Raw genomic sequence first — 20540 nt, forward strand, 5'->3', positions numbered from 1 at the left:
CCAGCCCCGCTTTTTTCGGGTTTATTGCTCTGTGCTGCGCTGTTACTCAGTGGCTAGAGCCACGCTGCGCGCAGTGAGCAAATGCTGACGGGTAATCTCTCCAGTGCCGGCTCTGATTTGGCGACGCTGATGGCGTTTTGGGCTGCCTATTTTAACCAGCATTATCGCAGCGTTAACATACAGATGCAGGCGACGGGATCGTCATCGGCCCCCACGGCACTTGCCTCCGGCGCGGCACAACTCGGTCCGATGAGCCGTGCCATGAAGGCCAGTGAGATTGAGGCTTTTGTGCAACGCTGCGGGTATCCACCACTGGCTGTGCCGGTGGCGATGGATGCGTTGGTGGTGTTCGTGAATCAGGATAATCCGCTGCCGGGTTTGAACGTGCAACAGCTCGATACGCTGTTCTCTATTACCCATCGCTGCGGGGCGACGCAAACCGTGACCCACTGGCGCGATCTTGGGCTGACGGGGGAGTGGGCATCGCGCCGAGTGTTGCGCTATGGGCGCAACTCAGCGTCAGGCACCTATGGTTTTTTTAAGCAGCAAGCGCTGTGCGGTGGTGATTTCTTGCCGCTGGTGAATGAGCTACCGGGTTCTGCTTCGGTGGTGCAGGCGGTTACTACCTCCACACAGGCGATTGGTTATGCCAGCATCGGTTTTCGCGCCAGCGGAGTGAAAATGTTGCCGCTGGCGGCGCAGGGAAACGACTATGTTGCGCCGACGGTGGACAATATTCGCAGCTGGCGTTATCCCTATGCGCGCTATCTCTATATTTATGTCAACAAAGCGCCAGAGCAGACGCTGGATAGCCTGACGGCCGCCTTTATGGATCGGGTGCTGTCTATCGCCGGGCAAAGTCTGGTGAGTCAGGATGGCTATCTTCCTTTGCCTGAGCACGTGCGGGTTAGCGCACGCCAGCAGCTCGGCCTGTAACACGCCACTATTCTCGCCCATCACCGTCATTCCAGCGAAGGCGGGAATCTCGTGCAGGCGAAACGCGTTCATTCTGTCAGAGATCCCCGGCTTTCTCCGAGGATGACGAGGGGAGAAAGTCGGGGATGCCGAGGGAAAAGTGACTTTGTCATCAGTTTGACGTGAATTTTATTCATGTTAGTCGCGGAAAGTGAAAATTATTCTATTGCCCTCAACCTGTTGCCATGACAGGATTTACCTACCTTCTAGCCGTCCAGACGTCTAAATAAGTATAAGGCGTGATTACTGTGCGGCGTGACTATTTATTTTGAAACTATTTTGCAATGTCGCTTGCCTCACGCCGTGACGTGAAGGCATTGTTGCGAAAGATCAGGAGGTTATCATGGCTAAAGTACTTCCCCCTTTCCGCGCTAACGTGGTCGGCAGCCTGTTGCGTCCCGCAGCAATCAAAGAAGCACGCCTGCAATTCCAGTCCGGTGCCATTCATGCGGAGCAACTGCGCGCCGTGGAAGATGCAGAAATTCTGCGTGCCGTTGAACTGCAACGCGAAGCCGGGCTTCAGGTTGTCACCGACGGTGAATTCCGTCGCGCTGAATAAAGCATTGGCGGGTAAACCTGCTGACCTGACGATCGGTTTGCACGTATGTCGCGGCAACTTCCTCTCTACCTGGATTTCTGAAGGCGGGTACGAGCCGGTGGCATCTATCCTGTTTGGCGAAGTCAATGTGGACGAGTTTTTCCTTGAGTACGATAGTACGATAACGATCGCTCAGGTGGGTTCGAGCCGCTGCGTTTCATCAAACCGGGACACCAACAAGTGGTGCTGGGTCTGGTGACTACCAAAAACGGCGAGTTGGAAGATCCGGCTTTGCTGAAAGCGCGCATCGCGGAAGCCGCGAAATATGTCGATATCAAACAACTTTGCCTCAGCCCGCAGTGTGGTTTTGCTTCCACGGAAGAGGGTAATAGCCTGACGGAAGCACAGCAGTGGGCCAAGCTGCGTCTGGTTGTGGATACTGCTGCCGCCGTGTGGAGCAAGTAACACACCAGTGCATAACACCGGGGACGCACACTATCCCCGGTGTATCCGCGACGTTTCGCCATGGGGTGTCCCAATCTGCAAATCCGTTCACTCCGTTTACCGCGTAATCCCCTGCCACTTGTCCCCTTTTGCAGCAAAAATCGCTTCTTATGCTGAAGCACTGCCTCTTTTATGTCCATTTTGCGCGTATTACGCGTTTTTATACTAGTTTTATTGCAAAGCAAAGACGGTAAATGCACATCATGTGCCGAAGTTTGTGTGAGTGGTGATATTATATGCTGTCTATTTTTGTTAGATTGGCGCAATGCTTCGCATTTTAGATCGCTACTTGTCTTTTATTGCTATAAACGTTTTACTTAGCGCCCTATAACGTCTGCGCGATAAGAATAATTTATAACACGCCGCAGTTCGTCTTCCCATTTTGTCGCATTTATATACAGGCAACACAACGTAACTATGAGTCATCGTTTAACATCCAAAGATATCGTGGCGCTGGGGTTTATGACCTTTGCGCTGTTTGTCGGGGCGGGGAACATCATTTTCCCGCCAATTGTGGGTTTACAGGCCGGTGAACACGTCTGGACCGCCGCGCTTGGCTTTTTGCTCACCGCGGTTGGCCTACCGGTGCTGACCGTGGTCGCGCTGGCGCGCGTGGGCGGTGGCGTCGATGCGCTGAGCTCCCCCATCGGCCAGAAGGCAGGCGTTTTGCTGGCGACCGTGTGTTATCTGGCTGTCGGACCGCTGTTCGCTACGCCGCGCACCGCTACGGTATCCTTCGAAGTGGGGTTGGCTCCGCTGTTTGGCGATGCAGCCACGCCGTTGTTGATCTATAGCCTGGTCTATTTCGCGTTGGTGATCGGCATTTCTCTCTATCCGGGTCGTCTGCTGGATACGGTTGGCCATGTGCTGGCACCGTTGAAAATTCTGGCGCTGGCCGTGCTGGGATTGGCGGCGGTGATGTGGCCTGCGGGGTCGCCGATCCCGGCGACCGAAGCCTATCAAACCGTGCAATTTTCTAACGGTTTTGTGAACGGTTACCTGACCATGGATACCCTGGGTGCCATGGTATTCGGGATCGTTATCGTCAATGCGGCCCGTTCACGCGGCGTGACCGATGCTACGCTGCTGACCCGCTATACCATTTGGGCCGGTTTGATTGCTGGCGTCGGGTTGACGTTGGTTTATCTGAGCCTGTTTAAACTAGGCTCTGTGAGCGGTGAACTGATTCCTAACGCGCAAAACGGGGCTGAAATCCTGCATGCTTACGTGCAGCACACCTTTGGTAGCATGGGCAGCGGTTTCCTGGCGTTGTTGATTTTTATCGCCTGCATGGTGACGGCGGTTGGCCTGACCTGCGCCTGTGCCGAGTTTTTCTCCCAGTATTTGCCGTTTTCCTATCGCACGCTGGTGTTCGTGTTGGGTGGCTTCTCTGCGTTAGTTGCCAATCTGGGATTAAGTCATCTGATTCAGCTTTCCATTCCGGTGCTGACAGCGATCTATCCGCCCTGTATCATTCTGGTTTTGCTGAGTTTTACTTTGCGCTGGTGGAATCAGGCTTCGCGTATTGTGGCCCCGGTCATGTTAATCAGCCTGTTATTCGGTCTGATTGATGGGGTAAAATCATCGACCTTTGCGTCATTGCTGCCAGCCTGGAGCCTGAACTTGCCTTTGGGTGAACAGGGATTGGCCTGGCTGCCGCCGTCGCTGGTGGTGCTGCTGGCTGCGGTTATTTATGACCGGCTGAGCGGGCGTCAGGAAGTGACTGCGCACCAATAACGCACTCATCTGCATTTTTCACCACAGGCTGTCGCCTGTGGTTTTTCTTTTGTAAGACAGAGCAGCTTAATTTATGGAACAACAATCCGCTAAGCTAAAGCGTGGGTTAAGCACGCGGCATATCTGCTTTATTGCACTCGGATCGGCGATTGGTACCGGGCTGTTTTATGGCTCGGCCAGTGCCATTCAGATGGCAGGACCAAGCGTGCTGTTGGCTTATATCATCGGCGGCGTTATCGCCTATATCATTATGCGAGCGCTGGGAGAGATGTCGGTCAATAACCCGCAGGCCAGTTCCTTTTCCCGCTACGCGCAGGATTACCTGGGGCCGATGGCGGGCTACATTACCGGATGGACCTACTGCTTTGAGATCCTCATCGTCGCCATCACTGATGTGACCGCGTTTGGTATCTACATGAGCGTCTGGTTCCCTGATGTGCCGCACTGGATCTGGGTGTTGAGCGTGGTGCTGATCATTGGTGCCATCAACCTGATGAGCGTGAAGGTGTTCGGTGAGTTGGAGTTTTGGTTCTCGTTCTTCAAGGTCGCTACCATTATCATCATGATCGTGGCGGGCATCGGGATTATCGTGTGGGGTATCGGTAACGGCGGTCAGCCAACCGGAATCAGTAACCTGTGGAGCCACGGCGGTTTCTTCAGTAACGGTGTGATGGGCATGGTCCTGTCGTTGCAACTGGTGATGTTTGCCTACGGCGGTATCGAAATCATTGGTATCACCGCCGGTGAAGCCAAAGATCCGCATAAATCCATTCCGCGCGCGATTAACTCGGTGCCGTGGCGCATCCTGGTGTTCTACGTGGGTACGCTGTTTGTCATCATGTCGATTTATCCCTGGAATCAGGTGGGCACCAACGGCAGTCCGTTTGTGTTGACCTTCCAGCATCTCGGTATTAAGGTAGCGGCGGGCATTCTGAATTTTGTGGTCATTACGGCGTCTCTGTCGGCGATTAACAGCGACGTTTTTGGCGTGGGCCGCATGATGCTCGGCATGGCTGAGCAGGGCAACGCGCCCAAGGTCTTTGCCAAAGTGTCGCAGCGCGGTATTCCGTGGGTCACGGTCGTTGTAATGATGGCGGCGCTGCTGGTGGCGGTTTACCTTAACTACATTATGCCAGGCAAAGTGTTTTTGGTGATTGCATCGCTGGCAACCTTCGCCACCGTGTGGGTGTGGATCATGATCCTCTGTTCACAAATTGCGTTCCGCCGTCGTTTGAGTGAGAACGAGGTGAAAGCATTGGCGTTCCCGCTGCCGGGTGGGGTGGCGTCTTCGTTAGTCGGTATCGTGTTCCTGGTGTTTATTATCGGACTGATTGGCTACTTAGAAGAAACGCGCGTTTCCCTCTACGTGGGCGTGCTGTGGATTGCGTTGCTGCTGTTGGGCTATGCCGTTAAACAGAAACGGCAGAAGCTGGCGAATGACAACGCGTAAGCGTGGTTGAACGGCAATGAGAAAACGGGGCGCAAAGCCCCGTTTTTTATTCTCTGAACATGGCTAATAAAAAAGCCGACGGCATAGCGTCGGCTTGTTGTCGCGCAAAAGGGCGAGATTACAGCTTGTCGGCATTTTCCGTCAGGTATTTGGCAACGCCATCTGGCGATGCGCCCATACCGGATTTGCCTTTTTCCCACTGTGCCGGGCACACTTCGCCGTGCTCTTCGTGGAATTGCAGGGCATCAACCATGCGTAGCATTTCATCAACGTTGCGACCCAGCGGCAGATCGTTGACAGCCTGATGGCGTACCACGCCTTCTTTGTCGACAAGGAAAGAACCGCGCAGTGCCACGCCCGCATCCGGGTGCTCAATGCCATAGGCTTTCTGGATTTCACGCTTCACGTCGGCGACCATGGCGTATTGCACCGGGCCGATACCGCCGCTTTTCACCGGCGTGTTGCGCCAGGCGTTGTGAACGAATTCGGAGTCAAAAGAGACGCCAACCACTTCTACGCCGCGATCTTGAAACTCTTTGTAGCGGTGGTCAAAGGCGATCAGTTCTGACGGGCAGACGAAGGTAAAGTCCATCGGCCAGAAGAAAATCACTGCCGCTTTACCGCTGATGTGCTTTTTCAGATTGAAGTTTTCAACGATTTCGCCATTGCCTAATACGGCAGCAGCGTTGAAGTCAGGGGCTTGACGCGTTACCAGGACCATAATAACTCCTGTAAAAGTGATTAAAAGGACAAGGATGAAAAAACAACAGGCAGTATAGGGTTTGTTTCCTCATGAATACAGGTTAACAGACTGATTGATGAGATAGGTTTTGTCTATTAAATTGATTGGTCATACCCTGTATAAATCGACAGCGTTACAGTTGTTGCAAACGAGCCTGTTCCATCATACGTGGATAGAAACACCAAAAATAGTCTTCAAAGGCGGTGTAGTGGCGCTCGATATCGTCAAATGAGCCTGCTAATGCTGCCAACCGGGGGCGGCGTATCGCCATGCGTTGCAGCACATCGGCAATAAAGGGCAGCTCGGCGTAGCGCTCTAGCCAGCGTTCACGCCACAGATAGTGATTCAGGTTTTGAAAGCGTTCCGGCGTGTCTGCCAGATGCGGCTCTATCTGGGCGCGAGTGCTATCGACAAACGCTTCCAGCGATTGCTGCGGACATACGCGCGTCCAGTGACGGGCAAGAAAATGGTCCCACAGCACGTCAAGCGTAATCGGCGCTGAAATGGGCGGCGGCGGCTTTTACTTCGGCCTGACTGTCCGTTAGCACATCAATGCGGCGGTGCAGGCGGATACCTGACACCACGTCATCGCTAAAGCCTTGTTGCGGGTTACCGCGCACAAAGTCTGCCATCAGGTTGCTGAGAAGCGAACTATCGGCTAGCGTGGCCAAGTGAAGATGAGCAAGAAAATTCATTCTGCCTGTTTACATCAATTTCGAGCACCGTTTGCTTATTTGTTGCAGCCGCGCGCTTACGGCTCTAAACTAGAACGCCGTTTTTTTACCTATTCCTGTCGAACACTCTTTTTTATAAATAGCACAACCAAGTGAATAGCCATGCGAGTCTCTGATTTTTCGTTTGAACTTCCCGAAGCGCTGATTGCGCACTATCCGCAGGCGCAGCGTAGCGGTTGCCGATTGCTGTCGCTGGACGGACCAACGGGAGCCCTGACCCATGGTGTTTTCACCGATCTGCTGGATAAGCTGGCACCGGGCGATCTGCTGGTGTTTAACAATACGCGCGTCATTCCTGCTCGTTTGTTTGGTCAAAAGGCCAGCGGTGGCAAGATTGAAGTGCTGGTCGAGCGCGTGCTGGACACCCGGCGTGTGCTGGCCGATGTCAAAGCGTCCAAGGCGCCCAAACCGGGAACGGAACTGTTGCTGGGAGAAGACGGCAGCGTCAAAGCGGTGATGGCCCAGCGCCACGATACGCTGTTTGAGCTGCACTTTGATGAGCCGCTGTTGGCTGCATTGCGCGAGAAAGGGGTTGAAATGGCGTTTGTCACCCTGCACGCCGGCGCAGGCACTTTCCAGCCCGTGCGGGTTGATACCATCGAAGATCACATCATGCATGCGGAGTATGCTGAAGTGCCGCAGGAGGTGATCGATGCTGTGCTGGCGTGTAAAGCGCGCGGTAATCGCGTGATCGCCGTTGGCACTACCTCAGTGCGTTCATTGGAAAGTGCGGCGCAGGCAGCACAAGATGCGCTGATTGCCCCTTTCTTCGATGATACCCGCATTTTTATCTATCCCGGCTATCATTATCGCGTGATCGACGCACTGGTGACCAACTTCCATCTGCCGGAATCAACGCTGATCATGCTGGTGTTTGCGTTTGCGGGCTATCAGCACACCATGGCGGCTTACCGTGCGGCAGTGAGCGAGCAGTATCGTTTTTTCAGCTACGGCGACGCCATGTTTATTACGCGCAATCCCGCGGCTGAAGCGGAGCAGGTTGTCAGTGCGGCCGACAACGACGCTTAAGTTTTTTGAAAACAAACGCATAATAGCGCCGCAGAGTGCAATCTGTTGGCGTGTTGACTGACTTACCAATAACAACATCGGACTGTTTTTCCGGTGCTGGAGGCAAAGTGAAATACGAATTGTTGCAAACCGATGGTCGCGCGCGCCGTGGCCGTCTTGTTTTTGAGCGTGGCGTAGTGGAAACCTCGGCGTTTATGCCGGTTGGCACTTACGGCACGGTAAAGGGCATGATGCCCGAGGAAGTGAAAGAAACCGGCGCGCAAATCCTGCTGGGTAACACCTTCCACCTGTGGCTGCGCCCAGGCCAAGAGATCATGAAGCTGCATGGCGATTTGCATGATTTCATGCAGTGGCATGGCCCGATCCTGACCGATTCCGGCGGATTTCAGGTATTCAGCCTGGGTGACATCCGCAAAATCACCGAATAGGGTGTGCACTTCCGTAATCCGATCAACGGCGACCCGATTTTCCTCAGTCCAGAAAAATCTATGAAAATCCAGTACGATCTCGGCTCTGATATCGTGAAGATTTTCGATGAGTGTACGCCTTATCCTGCCGATTGGGATTATGCCAAACGCTCGATGGAAATGTCGTTGCGTTGTGCGAAGCGCAGCCGCGATCGTTTTGATGAACTCAATAACAACAACGCGTTATTTGGTATCATTCAGGGAAGTGTTTACGAAGATTTACGCGATGTCTCAGTAAAAGGGCTGGTAGAGATTGGCTTTGATGGGTACGCTGTGGGCGGCTTGGCAGTCGGGGAGCCGAAGGCGGATATGCACCGCATTCTGGAGCATGTTTGCCCGCAGATCCCGGCGGATAAACCCCGTTATCTGGTGGAAGGCGTGCGACGCGGCATTGACATGTTTGACTGTGTGATGCCAACGCGCAATGCGCGCAACGGCCAGCTGTTTGTCACCGACGGTGTGGTAAAAATCCGCAATGCGGTACACAAGGATGATACTCGTCGGTTGGATGAGCACTGTGATTGCTACACGTGTCGCAATTATAGCCGCGCTTACTTGCATCATCTTGACCGCTGCAACGAAATACTCGGCGCGCGCCTCAATACAATCCACAATTTGCGGTATTATCAACGGTTGATGGCGGGTTTACGTCAGGCCATCGAAGAGGGTAAATTAGAGCACTTTGTGGCAGATTTTTACCAACGGATTGGCAAGCCGGCGCCGTCCCTTGCTGAAACAGCGGCAGGTCAACACGACTGACGACGCAGTTTTCGTACCTGCTGCGCGTGATGTGTACGGTTGAAGCGTTTTAGGCACATTTGGATTTCATATACTTTTGCACACGTTTGGTTTGATAACAAAGAGGATAGTTAAATGAGTTTTTTCATTTCTGATGCTGTAGCTGCAACTGACGCTCCGGCACAAAGTCCGTACTCTCTGGTGATTATGCTGGCTGTTTTTGGCCTGATTTTTTACTTCATGATTCTGCGTCCTCAGCAAAAGCGCGCTAAAGATCACAAGAAACTGATGGATTCCATTTCCAAAGGGGATGAAGTGCTGACGACGGGCGGTTTGGTGGGTCGTGTGACGAAAGTCTCTGAGACCGGGTACATCGCTATCGCGCTGAACGACACCAATGAAGTGGTTATCAAACGTGATTTTGTTGCTGCCGTATTGCCAAAGGGCACCATCAAAGCCCTGTAATTTTTGATTTTCCCGAAGGGAACTGCCGTGTTAAACCGTTATCCTTTGTGGAAGTACCTGATGCTGGTCGTGGCATTAGTCATCGGCCTGCTTTATGCACTTCCTAACCTGTATGGTGAGGATCCGGCGGTACAAATCACTGGCGCGCGAGGTATCGCCGCCAGTGAGTTAACGCTGATCCAAGTCCAGAATGTATTACAAGAACAGCAGCTCACCAGCAAATCGCTCGCGTTAGAAAGTGGTGCGATCCTTGCCCGTTTCTCCACCTCGGATATTCAACTGCGCGCTCGTGAAGCGCTGGTGAATGCATTGGGTGAGAAGTATGTCGTGGCCTTGAACCTGGCCCCCGCTACGCCAAATTGGCTGCGCATGCTGCGTGCGGAACCCATGAAACTGGGTCTCGACCTGCGCGGCGGCGTACACTTCCTGATGGAAGTGGATATGGAAACGGCGTTAGGTAAACTGCAAGAGCAGACCATGGATTCCCTGCACAGCGATCTGCGTGAAAAGGGCATCCCTTATGCCACGGTGCGTAAAGCCGATGACAATACCGTAGAGATCCGTTTCCGCGATGCGGCAACGCGTAACGACGCGATTTCGTATCTCACCACCCGTCATCGCGATCTGGTGTTTAACGCCAGCGGCGATAACCTGATGCGTGCGATGATGAGCGCCGAGCGCATGCGTGAATCGCGCGAATACGCCGTCCAGCAAAACATCAATATCCTGCGTAACCGTGTTAACCAACTGGGCGTGGCCGAACCGCTGGTACAGCGTCAGGGTGCGGATCGCATTGTGGTTGAGCTGCCCGGTATTCAAGATACCGCGCGTGCCAAAGAAATTCTGGGTGCGACGGCAACGCTGGAATTCCGTCTGGTAAATAGTTCTGCGGACGTGACGGCAGCGGCCAATGGTCGTGTTCCGGTTGATTCCGAAGTGAAAAACATGCGTGATGGTACCCCGGTGGTGCTCTACAAGCGTGTGATCCTCACCGGTGATCACATTACCGATTCCACCTCGGGTGCCGACGAATACGGTCGTCCGCAGGTGAACATCTCGCTGGACAGCGCGGGCGGTAACGCCATGTCCAATTTCACCAAGGACAGCATCGGTAAACCGATGGCAACCTTGTTTGTGGAATACAAGGACAGCGGTAAGAAAGATGCCACCTCAGGTCGTTCCATTCTGGAAAAACACGAAGAAGTGATCAACGTTGCGACCATTCAGTCGCGTCTGGGTAACAGCTTCCGTATTACCGGTATCGACAACCCGAACGAAGCGCGTCAGCTCTCTCTGTTGCTGCGTGCCGGTGCGTTGATTGCCCCGATTCAGATTGTTGAAGAGCGCACCATCGGGCCAACGCTGGGGATGCAAAACATCACACAGGGGCTTGAAGCCTGCTTGTGGGGTCTGGTGGCATCCATCCTGTTTATGGTGGTGTTCTACAAAGGGTTTGGTGTCATTGCGACCACTGCGTTGGTGGCTAACCTGGTGCTGATCGTCGGGGTGATGTCACTGTTGCCGGGGGCGACGCTCACCATGCCGGGGATTGCCGGTATCGTGTTGACGCTGGCGGTGGCGGTAGATGCCAACGTACTGATTAACGAACGTATCAAAGAAGAATTCAGGAACGGGCGCACGGTTCAGCAAGCCATTCATGAAGGATACAAAGGTGCGTTCTCCAGTATCGTCGATGCCAACCTGACAACGATGATCACGGCAGTGATTCTGTACGCTGTGGGGACCGGTTCAATCAAAGGCTTTGCCATTACGACGGCGATTGGGGTTGCGACCTCAATGTTTACCGCTATTGTCGGCACCCGTGCGATTGTGAACCTGGTTTACGGCGGCAAACGCGTTAACAAGCTGTCTATTTGAGGAGTGCGTCGTGGCACAGGAATATACTGTTGAACAGCTCAACTATGGTCGTAAAGTCTATAACTTTATGCGTTGGGATAACGTCGCGTTCGTCATTTCGGGCACTTTGTTAATCCTGTCACTGATTGTTATGGGTGTGCGCGGGTTTAACTGGGGATTGGATTTCACCGGTGGTACGGTGATTGAAATCAACCTGGAAAAACCGGCCGATCTGGACCTCATTCGTGACTCGCTGGAAAAAGCCGGTTTTGCCGATCCATTGATTCAGAACTTCGGTAGCAGCCGTGATGTGATGGTGCGCATGCCGCCAAGCGTGGGCACGTCAGTTCAGGAGCTGGGCAACAAAGTGGTTAGCGTGATTAACCAGGGCACGGAACAGAGTGCAACGGTGAAGCGCATCGAGTTTGTTGGGCCGAGTGTGGGTAACGATTTGGCGCAAGACGGTGCTATGGCATTGTTGGCGGCGTTGATCTGCATCTTGATCTACGTAGGATTCCGTTTTGAATGGCGTCTGGCGTTGGGGGCGGTGCTGGCATTGGCGCACGACGTGATCATCACCATGGGGGTGTTCTCGCTGTTTCAAATCGAAATCAATTTGACCATTGTGGCATCGCTGATGTCGGTTATCGGTTACTCGTTGAACGATAGCATCGTGGTATCTGACCGTATTCGTGAAAACTTCCGCAAGATTCGCCGCGGTACGCCTTACGAAATCATGAACGTGTCGCTGACACAGACATTGAGCCGTACTTTGATGACCTCCGGTACCACGCTGGGTGTGGTATTGATGCTCTACATTTTTGGCGGCGCGATGCTGGAAGGTTTCTCGCTGGTAATGCTGATCGGGGTGTCTATCGGTACTATCTCCTCCATCTACGTGGCCTCAGCGCTGGCGCTGAAGCTCGGGATGAAGCGCGAACACCTGCTGGTGCAGAAAGTCGAGAAGGAAGGGGCGGATCAACCCTCCATCTTGCCTTAAGGCCGTTTGATAACGTTGAGAAAAATCCCTGCTGCGGCAGGGATTTTTTTTATGTATCAGGGGCGGCTGGTTTCAACCTGATGCAGGCGTATAAACCCGAGCTGCTCCGGTGTGACACCGCTTAGCCGCAGGCCAAATATGGCTTCGGTTTTGGGCAAGAGGGGGGCGTCGAGCACCAGCGGCTGGGTGTGAGTTTCGCTTGGCAACGGCTTGCTGCTGACCGGATCGAGCTGACCCCAGTCGAGTTGGGCGTGAAACGCAGGCAGTGCTGCACCTTCCAGTAGCCGAACGTGCAACAGCGCCTGGGTGCCATTCGCCTCGGGCTCAATATGGCTCAGGGAAATGCTCAGTTTGCCAATATTGCTTTCTAAAATTGCGCTATTTTTCGCGCTGGGTAGCAGGTACATACCGTGGGTAGAGTGACTGTTTAAGGTATTTTGCTGCTCCAGGGCTAACGCATGTGCCGTCAGTGTTTGTAATTGCCGGTTAAGCTGCCCCACTTCCCGTTGCAGCGTAGGCGTTTGTGGAGGCGCTGAACAGCCCGTCAGCACTAGCATCAAGAGGCCAGATGCACGATAATAGTTATTCATTCAGGTTTTTCCCTCATTGCATTATGCCCTTTCTCATGTCGTCTTTACGTGGCAAGTATATAAGCTTAGTGGCGAATGAGAGTTAAATCATGCTGCGTTTATGCTGGCACCTATGCAAATATTGGTCTGTAAGCGCTGGATATTTGGGTTAGTCAATCAAATCAGGGTAAACTAGGCGCAAGAGAAGCTAATCATCGGGATATGTTATGCACTGCCCATTCTGCTCCGCTGTTGATACCAAAGTTATTGATTCTCGTCTGGTCGGCGAAGGCACGCAGGTGCGGCGTCGCCGTCAGTGTCTGGTGTGCAATGAGCGCTTTACCACCTTTGAAGTGGCGGAGCTAGTGATGCCCCGGGTGATCAAAAGCAATGACGTTCGAGAGCCCTTCAACGAAGAAAAATTGCGTAAAGGGATGCTGAAAGCACTGGAAAAACGGCCGGTCAGTGCAGACGACGTTGAAAACGCCCTCAATCATATCAAATCTCAACTGCGCGCCACGGGTGAGCGTGAAGTCACCACAAAGATGATCGGCAATCTGGTGATGGATGCCCTGAAGCGCCTGGATAAAGTCGCTTATATTCGTTTTGCCTCCGTATACCGTAGCTTCGAGGATATCCGGGAGTTTGGCGAAGAGATTGCTCGGTTACATGATTAGTCATATGGAACGGCAAGATGAATTCTGGATGGCGCGCGCGCTTGAATTGGCGCGGCGTGGGCGTTTCACTACGTCGCCAAACCCTAATGTTGGTTGTGTGATTGTGCGCGACGGTGAAATGGTCGGTGAGGGCTATCACCTGCGCGCCGGTGAACCGCATGCGGAAGTGCATGCGCTGCGCATGGCAGGTGAACAGGCCCGGGGAGCAACCTCCTATGTGACGCTGGAGCCGTGCAGTCACCATAGACTCACGCCACCCTGTGCGGATGCGCTGATTGCGGCGGGTGTGGCGCGCGTCGTGGCGGCGATGCAAGATCCCAACCCTCAGGTGGCCGGGCGCGGTTTGCACCGTTTACAGCAGGCGGGTATCGCCGTCAGTCATGGCCTGATGATGCAAGATGCCGAGCAGCTCAATCTGGGTTTTCTGAAACGGATGCGCACCGGCGTTCCCTATGTCCGCCTTAAAGTGGCTGCTTCGCTGGATGGCCGCACGGCGATGGCGTCCGGAGAGAGCAAGTGGATCACCTCTCCCGAGGCGCGTCAGGATGTGCAACGCTTTCGCGCACAAAGCGCCGCTATCCTTAGCAGCAGTGCTACCGTGTTGACGGACGATCCGCTGTTGACGGTACGTTGGGAGACGTTGGATGCCGCTACGCAACAACAGCTTCCCGATGTAGCGCTTCCTCAACCCGTGCGTGTGATCGTCGACAGCCATGGGCGCGTAACGCCTCAGCATCAACTGGTCCATCAACCAGGACAAACCTGGCTGGCGAGTACCCAACCGAGCAATGACAGCGCATGGCCTGAAAGCGTGACACACCTTACTCTGCCCGCCCACGGTGGCGGCGTCGATTTGGTTGCGCTAATGATGACGCTCGGCAAGCGCCAGATTAATTCGGTTTGGGTTGAAGCTGGTGCTACGCTGGCAGGCGCGCTGTTGAATGCGGGCGTGGTCGATGAGCTGATCGTGTATATGGCGCCGAAACTGTTAGGGCATGATGCCCGGGCCCTGTGTGTGTTGCCGGGGTTGACGCAGTTGGTGCAAGCGCCTTCATTTACGCTGACGGAGGTGTGCCAGATTGGCCCCGATCTCCGTCTGCGTTTGATACCGCAATCCTGACGTCGATATCCTGGGGTTTTGGTTTGCTCTGGCCTCTATGGGGTGTGGCAGACAAAACCGGATACGCCGTCACAAGAATGTGATAGAATCCGCCCCCATGCGGGGTAATTAGCATGCGATTATGATTATAAGGAACGCTATGAACGTCATTGAAGGTGTTGTTGCCACCCCTGATGCCCGCGTCGCGATTGCGATTGCCCGTTTCAACAATTTTATCAACGATAGCCTACTGGAAGGCGCTATCGATGCGCTGAAACGTATTGGTCAGGTCAAAGATGAAAACATTACCGTCGTGTGGGTACCGGGTGCCTATGAGCTGCCGCTGACCGCGCGCGCGCTGGCAAAAAATGGCTATGACGCCGTCGTGGCACTGGGAACGGTTATCCGTGGCGGTACTGCGCATTTTGAATATGTTGCGGGTGAGTGCAGCTCCGGGTTGGCTCATGTTGCCATGAACAGCGATATTCCTGTGACGTTTGGCGTTTTGACGACAGAAAGCATCGAGCAGGCGATTGAACGCGCTGGTACCAAAGCGGGCAATAAGGGTGCAGAAGCTGCGCTGACCGCGCTGGAAATGATTAACGTATTGAAAGATATCAAATAAGTTTGATTGAGAAAGGGGTATTCCGTGAAACCTGCTGCTCGTCGCCGCGCTCGTGAATGTGCGGTTCAAGCGCTGTATTCCTGGCAATTGTCAAAGAATGACATTGCCGATATTGAACTGCAATTCCTGAGTGAGCAGGATGTCAAAGATGTCGACATCAGCTACTTTCGTGAGTTGCTGGCGGGCGTCGCCATACAGGCAGAAAAACTGGATGCATTGATGGCACCCTACCTGTCACGTCAGCTCGAAGAGTTGGGGCAGGTGGAGCGCGCCGTGCTGCGTATTGCACTGTTCGAACTGAGCAAGCGCGACGACGTCCCTTATAAGGTTGCCATCAACGAAGGCATTGAACTGGCGAAAGTGTTCGGTGCGGAAGATAGCCACAAGTTTGTCAACGGCGTATTGGATAAAGTCGCTCCTACGGTGCGCCAAACCAAGAAGTAACGCTCAGGGCCGGAATACCGGCCCTGTTCGCGATTGTTTTTGACGGAAACGGTTATGATTTACGGTGAGTTTGATCTGATTGCCCGCTATTTCAATCGTGCGAACGCCTACAAGGCGGGAAATCCGCGCCGTGATGTGGAATTGGGGATTGGCGACGATTGTGCGTTGCTCACAGTGGCAGAAAAGCAGCTTTTAGCCGTCAGTACCGACACGCTGGTGTCTGGTGTGCATTTCCTACCGACTATCGATCCTGCTGATTTGGGTTACAAATCGCTGGCCGTTAATTTAAGCGATCTGGCTGCCATGGGGGCCGATCCCGCTTGGCTCTCTCTCGCCATTACCTTGCCCGAAATCAACAGCGCGTGGTTGGCAGCCTACAGCGATAGCCTGTTCACGCTGCTGGATTACTATGGCATGCAGCTGATTGGCGGCGATACCACGCGCGGTCCGCTGAGCCTTACGTTGACTATTCACGGGCTGGTTCCTGCTGGTCGTGCGCTCACTCGTGCCGGTGCCCGCATTGGCGATTGGATCTACGTGACCGGAACGCTGGGTGACAGCGCCGCAGGGCTGGCGATTTTGCAACAACGTTTGCAGGTGAGTGACAGCGCGGCGCGTCAGTCATTGGTGCAACGCCATTTGCGTCCGCAGCCACGCATTCTGCAAGGTCAGGCGTTGCGCACGCTTGCCAGCACGGCTATCGATCTGTCGGATGGGCTGATCTCGGATTTACGCCATATTTTGGCCGCAAGTGATTGTGGTGCGCGCGTGCAGCTTGATGCTATTCCTTATTCATCGGCAATGATGCAACACGTTGAGCCCGATCAGGCGCTGCGTTGGGCGCTGTCTGGCGGGGAAGATTATGAACTGTGCTTTACCGTGCCGGAAATTAATCGCGGGGCGATCGACATGGCGCTGGGCCAACTTGGGGTGGGCTACACTTGCATTGGTCAGATAGCACCGTCGTCCGAGGGGCTACGCTTTTTCCGTGGTGATAACGCAGTGGAACTGAACTGGAAAGGCTATGACCACTTCAGCCAATGACCGAGAAGCCAAGCGCGCCGCTAAGCAGCGCTTGCGCCTGAGCAATCCCTGGCATCTGCTGGCAACCGGGTTTGGCAGTGGTCTTTCACCCTGGATGCCGGGTACGGCGGGATCGCTGGCGGCGATCCCCGTGTGGTATCTGCTCTCCTTCCTGCCCTGGCAACTGTATTCGCTGACTATCATGTTCAGCATTTGCATCGGCGTTTACCTGTGTCATCAAACGGCCAAAGACATGGGCGTGCACGATCACGGCAGCATCGTCTGGGATGAATTTGTCGGGATGTGGATCACGTTGATGGCGATCCCGGATGAACAGTGGCAGTGGGTGCTGGCCGGGTTTGTGGTGTTTCGTGTTCTGGATATTTTCAAACCCTGGCCGATACGCTGGTTCGATCGCAACGTGCACGGCGGCATGGGTATCATGATTGACGATATTGTGGCTGGGGTTATCTCTGCGGGCATTATCTACTGGATTTGGCACCACTGGCCGCTATTTTCTTAAACGGAATGCGCAGTGGCTGACCGGGGCGGCAGCCCCGGTCGAAACAACTATCATTGCAGCCATTCATCAATGCGACGTTCGATGCCCGCTGCATCCAACCCCAAGTCGTGGCGTACTTCTTCCTGAGTCCCTTGGGGAATAAAGCTGTCCGGCAACCCCAGATTTAACACCAGAATGCCCAGACGCTGCGCCATCACCACTTCATTAACGCCGCTGCCCGCACCGCCCATCAATGCATTCTCTTCCAGCGTTACCAGCAGATCGTGGTTTTTTGCCAGTTCAGCGATCAGTGCTTCATCCAGCGGTTTGACGAAGCGCATGTCGACCAATGTCGCATTGCGCTTTTCGGCAACCTGCTGTGCTTCTGGCAGCAGTGTGCCGAAATTGAGGATGGCGACTTTCTCGCCCGTGCGTCGTACCACCCCTTTACCGATCGGCAATTCCTGCAACGGCTCAAGCGTGGCACCGGTACCGGTACCGCGTGGGTAACGCACGGCGCAAGGGCCGTCTTGATAACGGTAGCCGGTAAACAACATCTGGCGACATTCGTTCTCATCGCTCGGGGCCATGATAATCAGATCGGGAATGCAATGCAGGAAGGACAAATCAAACGCCCCCTGATGCGTTTGGCCGTCCGCACCCACAATACCGCCGCGATCGATAGCGAACAGCACCGGCAGGTTCTGAATGGCGACGTCGTGAATCACCTGATCGTAGGCGCGCTGCAAAAAGGTGGAGTAGATCGCCACCACCGGTTTGTACCCGCCCAGCGCCAAGCCGGCGGCAAAGGTGACGGCGTGCTGCTCGGCAATGGCAACATCGAAATATTGCTGCGGATAGTCGCGTGAGAAGCGCACCATGCCAGAGCCTTCGCGCATGGCTGGCGTTACTGCCATCAGCTTGCTGTCTTTGGCGGCGATTTCACACAGCCAATCACCGAAAATGGCCGAGTAGCTGGGAAGGCTCGCCTTGCTTTTGGGCAAGGTGCCGCTGGCCGGATCAAATTTGGGCACGGCATGCCAACTGATAGGATCTTGCTCTGCGGGCGCATAACCACGGCCTTTTTTGGTCATGATATGCAGCAGTTGCGGGCCTTTCAGGCTACGCATGTTTTTCAGGGTTTGCGCCAGCCCGACCACATCATGACCGTCGACCGGGCCGATGTAGTTAAAGCCGAGTTCTTCAAACAGCGTTCCGGGTACCACCATGCCTTTCAGGTGCTCTTCCGTGCGTTTGACCAGCTCTTTGATGGGCGGAATGCCAGACAGCACCTTCTTACCGCCTTCGCGCAGGGTGGAGTAGAGTTTGCCGGACAACAGTTGCGCCAGGTGATTGTTGAGCGCACCGACGTTCTCGGAAATGGACATCTCATTGTCGTTCAACACCACCAGCAGATCGGAACGGATATCGCCCGCGTGGTTCATGGCTTCAAATGCCATTCCCGCGGTCAGTGCGCCGTCGCCGATAACGCACACGGTACGGCGTCCTTTGCCTTCGCGTTCGGCGGCAACCGCCATGCCCAGCCCGGCGCTGATCGACGTGGATGAGTGACCGACGCTTAACACATCGTATTCACTCTCGCCGCGCCAGGGGAACGGATGCAGGCCGCCTTTTTGTCGGATGGTGGCAATGCGATCGCGGCGACCGGTGATGATTTTGTGAGGATAGGCTTGATGGCCGACATCCCACACCAGATGGTCAAATGGCGTGTTGTAGACATAGTGCAGCGCCACGGTGAGTTCAACGGTGCCGAGCCCTGACGCAAAGTGGCCGCTGGAGCGGCTAACGCTGTCCAGCAGATATTGACGAAGTTCATCGCACAGTTTAGGCAGGCTGTCACGCGGCAGCATGCGCAGTTCGTCAGGTGTTTCCACTAAAGCCAGTGTAGGGTACTTTGCAATATCAAAACTCATTTGCGACTCATTCTGAGGTGTAATCCCCGTTCTCTCTCAAGCGGCGAATGGAGTGCCCATCCGGGCGTTGCTACCGTGCGACACGCTTGAAATTCACTGGGTGATGTTGAAATTATTTATCTCGTTCGACAATATAATTCGCCAATGCCCGTAGTACCGTGGTATCGAGCGGCGTTGCGCTGGCCGCTTGCAGTTCATCCAATGCTGCCAGTGATTCCTGATAGAGATCCCACGCCTTTGCCCGTGCACTGTCAAGCCCGAGGAAGCCGGGATAGGTGCTTTTGCCCAGTTGCTGATCGGCCCCTTGTCGCTTGCCGGTGGTGTCGCTGTCACCAACCACATCAAGGATGTCATCCTGAACCTGAAAAGCCAGGCCGATGGCATTGGCATAGCGATCGAGGTGTGGCAATGCTGCCCGACCTGAAGTACCAGCGCTGAGCGCGCCGAGCCTGACTGCTGTGCGAATCAATGCGCCGGTTTTGTGGCGATGAATTTGCTCCAGCGCGGTGAGATCGACTTGCTTACCCTCTGCCGCCAAATCCAGCGCTTGCCCGCCGCACATGCCTGCCACGCCGCTGGCGTACGCCAGTTCTGCAACCATTGAGAGGCGATCGCGGTCGCTGACTTCCGGCATGGAGCCGTCAGCCAGAATGGAAAAGGCTAACGTTTGAAGCGCATCCCCAGCCAGAACCGCAGTGGCTTCGCCAAATTTAATGTGACAGGTCGGTTGACCACGGCGCAGATCATCATCGTCCATGGCAGGCAAATCGTCATGAATCAGCGAATAGGCGTGGATAGATTCCACTGCGGCAGCCGGCGTATCCAGGCTGCTCAGGGGAATGCCGAAAAGTTGCCCGGTGGTATAAACCAAAAAAGGGCGAAGGCGTTTGCCTCCCAGCAGCGCACCGTAGGCCATGGCGTCAACCAGCGGACTGCTCTGAAACGGCAAGTCGGTGATAAAACGGTTCAATGCCTGATTAACGCGATCGGCATGGGCGCGTAATTGCTCAGCGAATTCCGTCATAGTGGTTTACTGTTCGGGGTTGTCGTGCCCTGAGCGAAAGGGGACAGCGCGGCATCCGGTTCATCGCTTAGCAGGATTTGTACGCGTTGCTCTGCTTGTTGCAACTGCAACTGTCCCTGACGCGCCAACTGAATGCCATTTTCAAAAGCGCTCAGTGCGGCTTCCAGCGGCAAATCGCCCGACTCAAGGCGGGTGACAATATGTTCCAACTGTTGCAGCGCATCTTCAAAACTCAGCGCTGAGTCAGTGGTGTTCAGCGTTTCGCTGTTTGCCTCCGAGTGAGGCGACGTTTTTTTTGCAGGCATGACCTATTTTACATCCTGATCGCTAAGTTATGCTGTTCTTTTAGTGTCGTTAATCATTACTGTTCGCTACTGGCCCATCGCACAGATAAGCATATCCTTCCT

The 20540-nt window shown here is 54.4% G+C and carries 19 protein-coding genes and 3 pseudogenes; 16 read left to right on the plus strand and 6 right to left on the minus strand.

All coding sequences use genetic code 11. The features are described from left to right. The first annotated feature begins 81 nt into the window (after positions 1 to 81). From CS369_RS03645 to proY, 5 genes and pseudogenes are all read left to right on the plus strand, one after another. Entirely contained in the window at positions 82 to 936 is an 855-nt protein-coding gene (locus CS369_RS03645) for a phosphate ABC transporter substrate-binding protein (RefSeq protein WP_196906021.1), read from the plus strand. 382 nt (positions 937 to 1318) lie between these two features. After that, entirely contained in the window at positions 1319 to 1534 is a 216-nt protein-coding gene (locus CS369_RS25030; RefSeq protein ID WP_374191027.1) for a hypothetical protein, read from the plus strand. Beyond that, a pseudogene (locus CS369_RS03650) lies at positions 1527 to 1978 on the plus strand (5-methyltetrahydropteroyltriglutamate--homocysteine S-methyltransferase); the annotation flags it as partial. The gene CS369_RS25030 and the pseudogene CS369_RS03650, both read left to right, overlap by 8 nt. A gap of 456 nt (positions 1979 to 2434) precedes the next feature. Beyond that, positions 2435 to 3754 (plus strand): branched-chain amino acid transport system II carrier protein, encoded by a 1320-nt coding sequence (gene brnQ, locus CS369_RS03655; RefSeq protein ID WP_196906022.1) that lies wholly within the window; start codon positions 2435 to 2437, stop codon positions 3752 to 3754. A 73-nt stretch (positions 3755 to 3827) separates the two neighbouring features. Continuing rightward, complete coding sequence (gene proY, locus CS369_RS03660) at positions 3828 to 5204, plus strand: proline-specific permease ProY (protein ID WP_196906023.1); 1377 nt, start codon at positions 3828 to 3830, stop codon at positions 5202 to 5204. Positions 5205 to 5322: 118 nt separating this feature from the next. Here the strand turns inward: proY and CS369_RS03665 are convergent, their stop codons facing one another. Together CS369_RS03665 and CS369_RS03670 are read right to left on the minus strand one after the other, a co-directional pair. Then, the gene (locus CS369_RS03665; RefSeq protein ID WP_196906024.1) at positions 5323 to 5925 is read right to left on the minus strand and encodes a peroxiredoxin C; all 603 of its coding nucleotides are present in this window, start codon (positions 5923 to 5925) and stop codon (positions 5323 to 5325) included. 154 nt (positions 5926 to 6079) lie between these two features. After that, a pseudogene (locus tag CS369_RS03670) lies at positions 6080 to 6641 on the minus strand (ACP phosphodiesterase). 141 nt (positions 6642 to 6782) lie between these two features. Here CS369_RS03670 and CS369_RS03675 point away from each other — a divergent pair. From CS369_RS03675 to secF, 5 genes and pseudogenes are all read left to right on the plus strand, one after another. Further along, complete coding sequence (locus tag CS369_RS03675; protein ID WP_196906025.1) at positions 6783 to 7709, plus strand: S-adenosylmethionine:tRNA ribosyltransferase-isomerase; 927 nt, start codon at positions 6783 to 6785, stop codon at positions 7707 to 7709. A 107-nt stretch (positions 7710 to 7816) separates the two neighbouring features. Further along, positions 7817 to 8935: pseudogene (tgt, locus tag CS369_RS03680) on the plus strand (tRNA guanosine(34) transglycosylase Tgt). A gap of 114 nt (positions 8936 to 9049) precedes the next feature. Then, positions 9050 to 9379, plus strand: a complete 330-nt coding sequence (yajC, locus tag CS369_RS03685; protein ID WP_196906026.1) for a preprotein translocase subunit YajC — start codon at positions 9050 to 9052, stop codon at positions 9377 to 9379. A gap of 27 nt (positions 9380 to 9406) precedes the next feature. Further along, positions 9407 to 11257 carry a protein translocase subunit SecD gene (gene secD / locus CS369_RS03690; RefSeq protein ID WP_196906027.1) on the plus strand — a complete coding sequence of 617 codons (1851 nt, stop codon included), beginning with the start codon at positions 9407 to 9409 and terminating at the stop codon, positions 11255 to 11257. Positions 11258 to 11267: 10 nt separating this feature from the next. Next, positions 11268 to 12236: a protein translocase subunit SecF gene (gene secF, locus CS369_RS03695; protein ID WP_196906028.1), complete on the plus strand. Its 969-nt coding sequence runs from the start codon at positions 11268 to 11270 to the stop codon at positions 12234 to 12236. Positions 12237 to 12292: 56 nt separating this feature from the next. Here secF and CS369_RS03700 read toward each other — a convergent pair whose 3' ends face one another. Then, on the minus strand, positions 12293 to 12826 hold the full coding sequence (locus CS369_RS03700) for a DUF3251 domain-containing protein (protein WP_196906029.1): 534 nt from the start codon (positions 12824 to 12826) through the stop codon (positions 12293 to 12295). Positions 12827 to 13032: 206 nt separating this feature from the next. Between CS369_RS03700 and nrdR the strand changes: the two genes are divergently transcribed. From nrdR to pgpA, 6 genes are all read left to right on the plus strand, one after another. Beyond that, the gene (gene nrdR, locus CS369_RS03705) at positions 13033 to 13482 is read left to right on the plus strand and encodes a transcriptional regulator NrdR (protein WP_196906030.1); all 450 of its coding nucleotides are present in this window, start codon (positions 13033 to 13035) and stop codon (positions 13480 to 13482) included. Between the two features lie 4 nt (positions 13483 to 13486). Next, entirely contained in the window at positions 13487 to 14602 is a 1116-nt protein-coding gene (gene ribD, locus CS369_RS03710) for a bifunctional diaminohydroxyphosphoribosylaminopyrimidine deaminase/5-amino-6-(5-phosphoribosylamino)uracil reductase RibD (RefSeq protein WP_196906031.1), read from the plus strand. A 139-nt stretch (positions 14603 to 14741) separates the two neighbouring features. Continuing rightward, positions 14742 to 15206 carry a 6,7-dimethyl-8-ribityllumazine synthase gene (gene ribE, locus CS369_RS03715; protein ID WP_196906032.1) on the plus strand — a complete coding sequence of 155 codons (465 nt, stop codon included), beginning with the start codon at positions 14742 to 14744 and terminating at the stop codon, positions 15204 to 15206. A gap of 24 nt (positions 15207 to 15230) precedes the next feature. Beyond that, entirely contained in the window at positions 15231 to 15650 is a 420-nt protein-coding gene (gene nusB, locus CS369_RS03720) for a transcription antitermination factor NusB (protein ID WP_196906033.1), read from the plus strand. A gap of 54 nt (positions 15651 to 15704) precedes the next feature. After that, entirely contained in the window at positions 15705 to 16694 is a 990-nt protein-coding gene (gene thiL / locus CS369_RS03725; RefSeq protein WP_196906034.1) for a thiamine-phosphate kinase, read from the plus strand. Beyond that, entirely contained in the window at positions 16675 to 17196 is a 522-nt protein-coding gene (gene pgpA, locus CS369_RS03730) for a phosphatidylglycerophosphatase A (protein WP_196906035.1), read from the plus strand. The genes thiL and pgpA overlap by 20 nt, the downstream gene beginning before the upstream one ends. Before the next feature lie 50 nt (positions 17197 to 17246). Here the strand turns inward: pgpA and dxs are convergent, their stop codons facing one another. From dxs to xseB, 3 genes are all read right to left on the minus strand, one after another. Further along, complete coding sequence (dxs, locus tag CS369_RS03735; RefSeq protein ID WP_196906036.1) at positions 17247 to 19109, minus strand: 1-deoxy-D-xylulose-5-phosphate synthase; 1863 nt, start codon at positions 19107 to 19109, stop codon at positions 17247 to 17249. 112 nt (positions 19110 to 19221) lie between these two features. Continuing rightward, complete coding sequence (ispA, locus tag CS369_RS03740; RefSeq protein WP_196906037.1) at positions 19222 to 20133, minus strand: (2E,6E)-farnesyl diphosphate synthase; 912 nt, start codon at positions 20131 to 20133, stop codon at positions 19222 to 19224. After that, positions 20130 to 20438 (minus strand): exodeoxyribonuclease VII small subunit, encoded by a 309-nt coding sequence (xseB, locus tag CS369_RS03745; protein ID WP_196906038.1) that lies wholly within the window; start codon positions 20436 to 20438, stop codon positions 20130 to 20132. The genes ispA and xseB overlap by 4 nt, the downstream gene beginning before the upstream one ends. Positions 20439 to 20540 lie beyond the last annotated feature (102 nt).

The sequence above is a fragment of the Candidatus Symbiopectobacterium sp. 'North America' genome (assembly GCF_015762685.1).
Lineage (GTDB): Bacteria > Pseudomonadota > Gammaproteobacteria > Enterobacterales > Enterobacteriaceae > Symbiopectobacterium.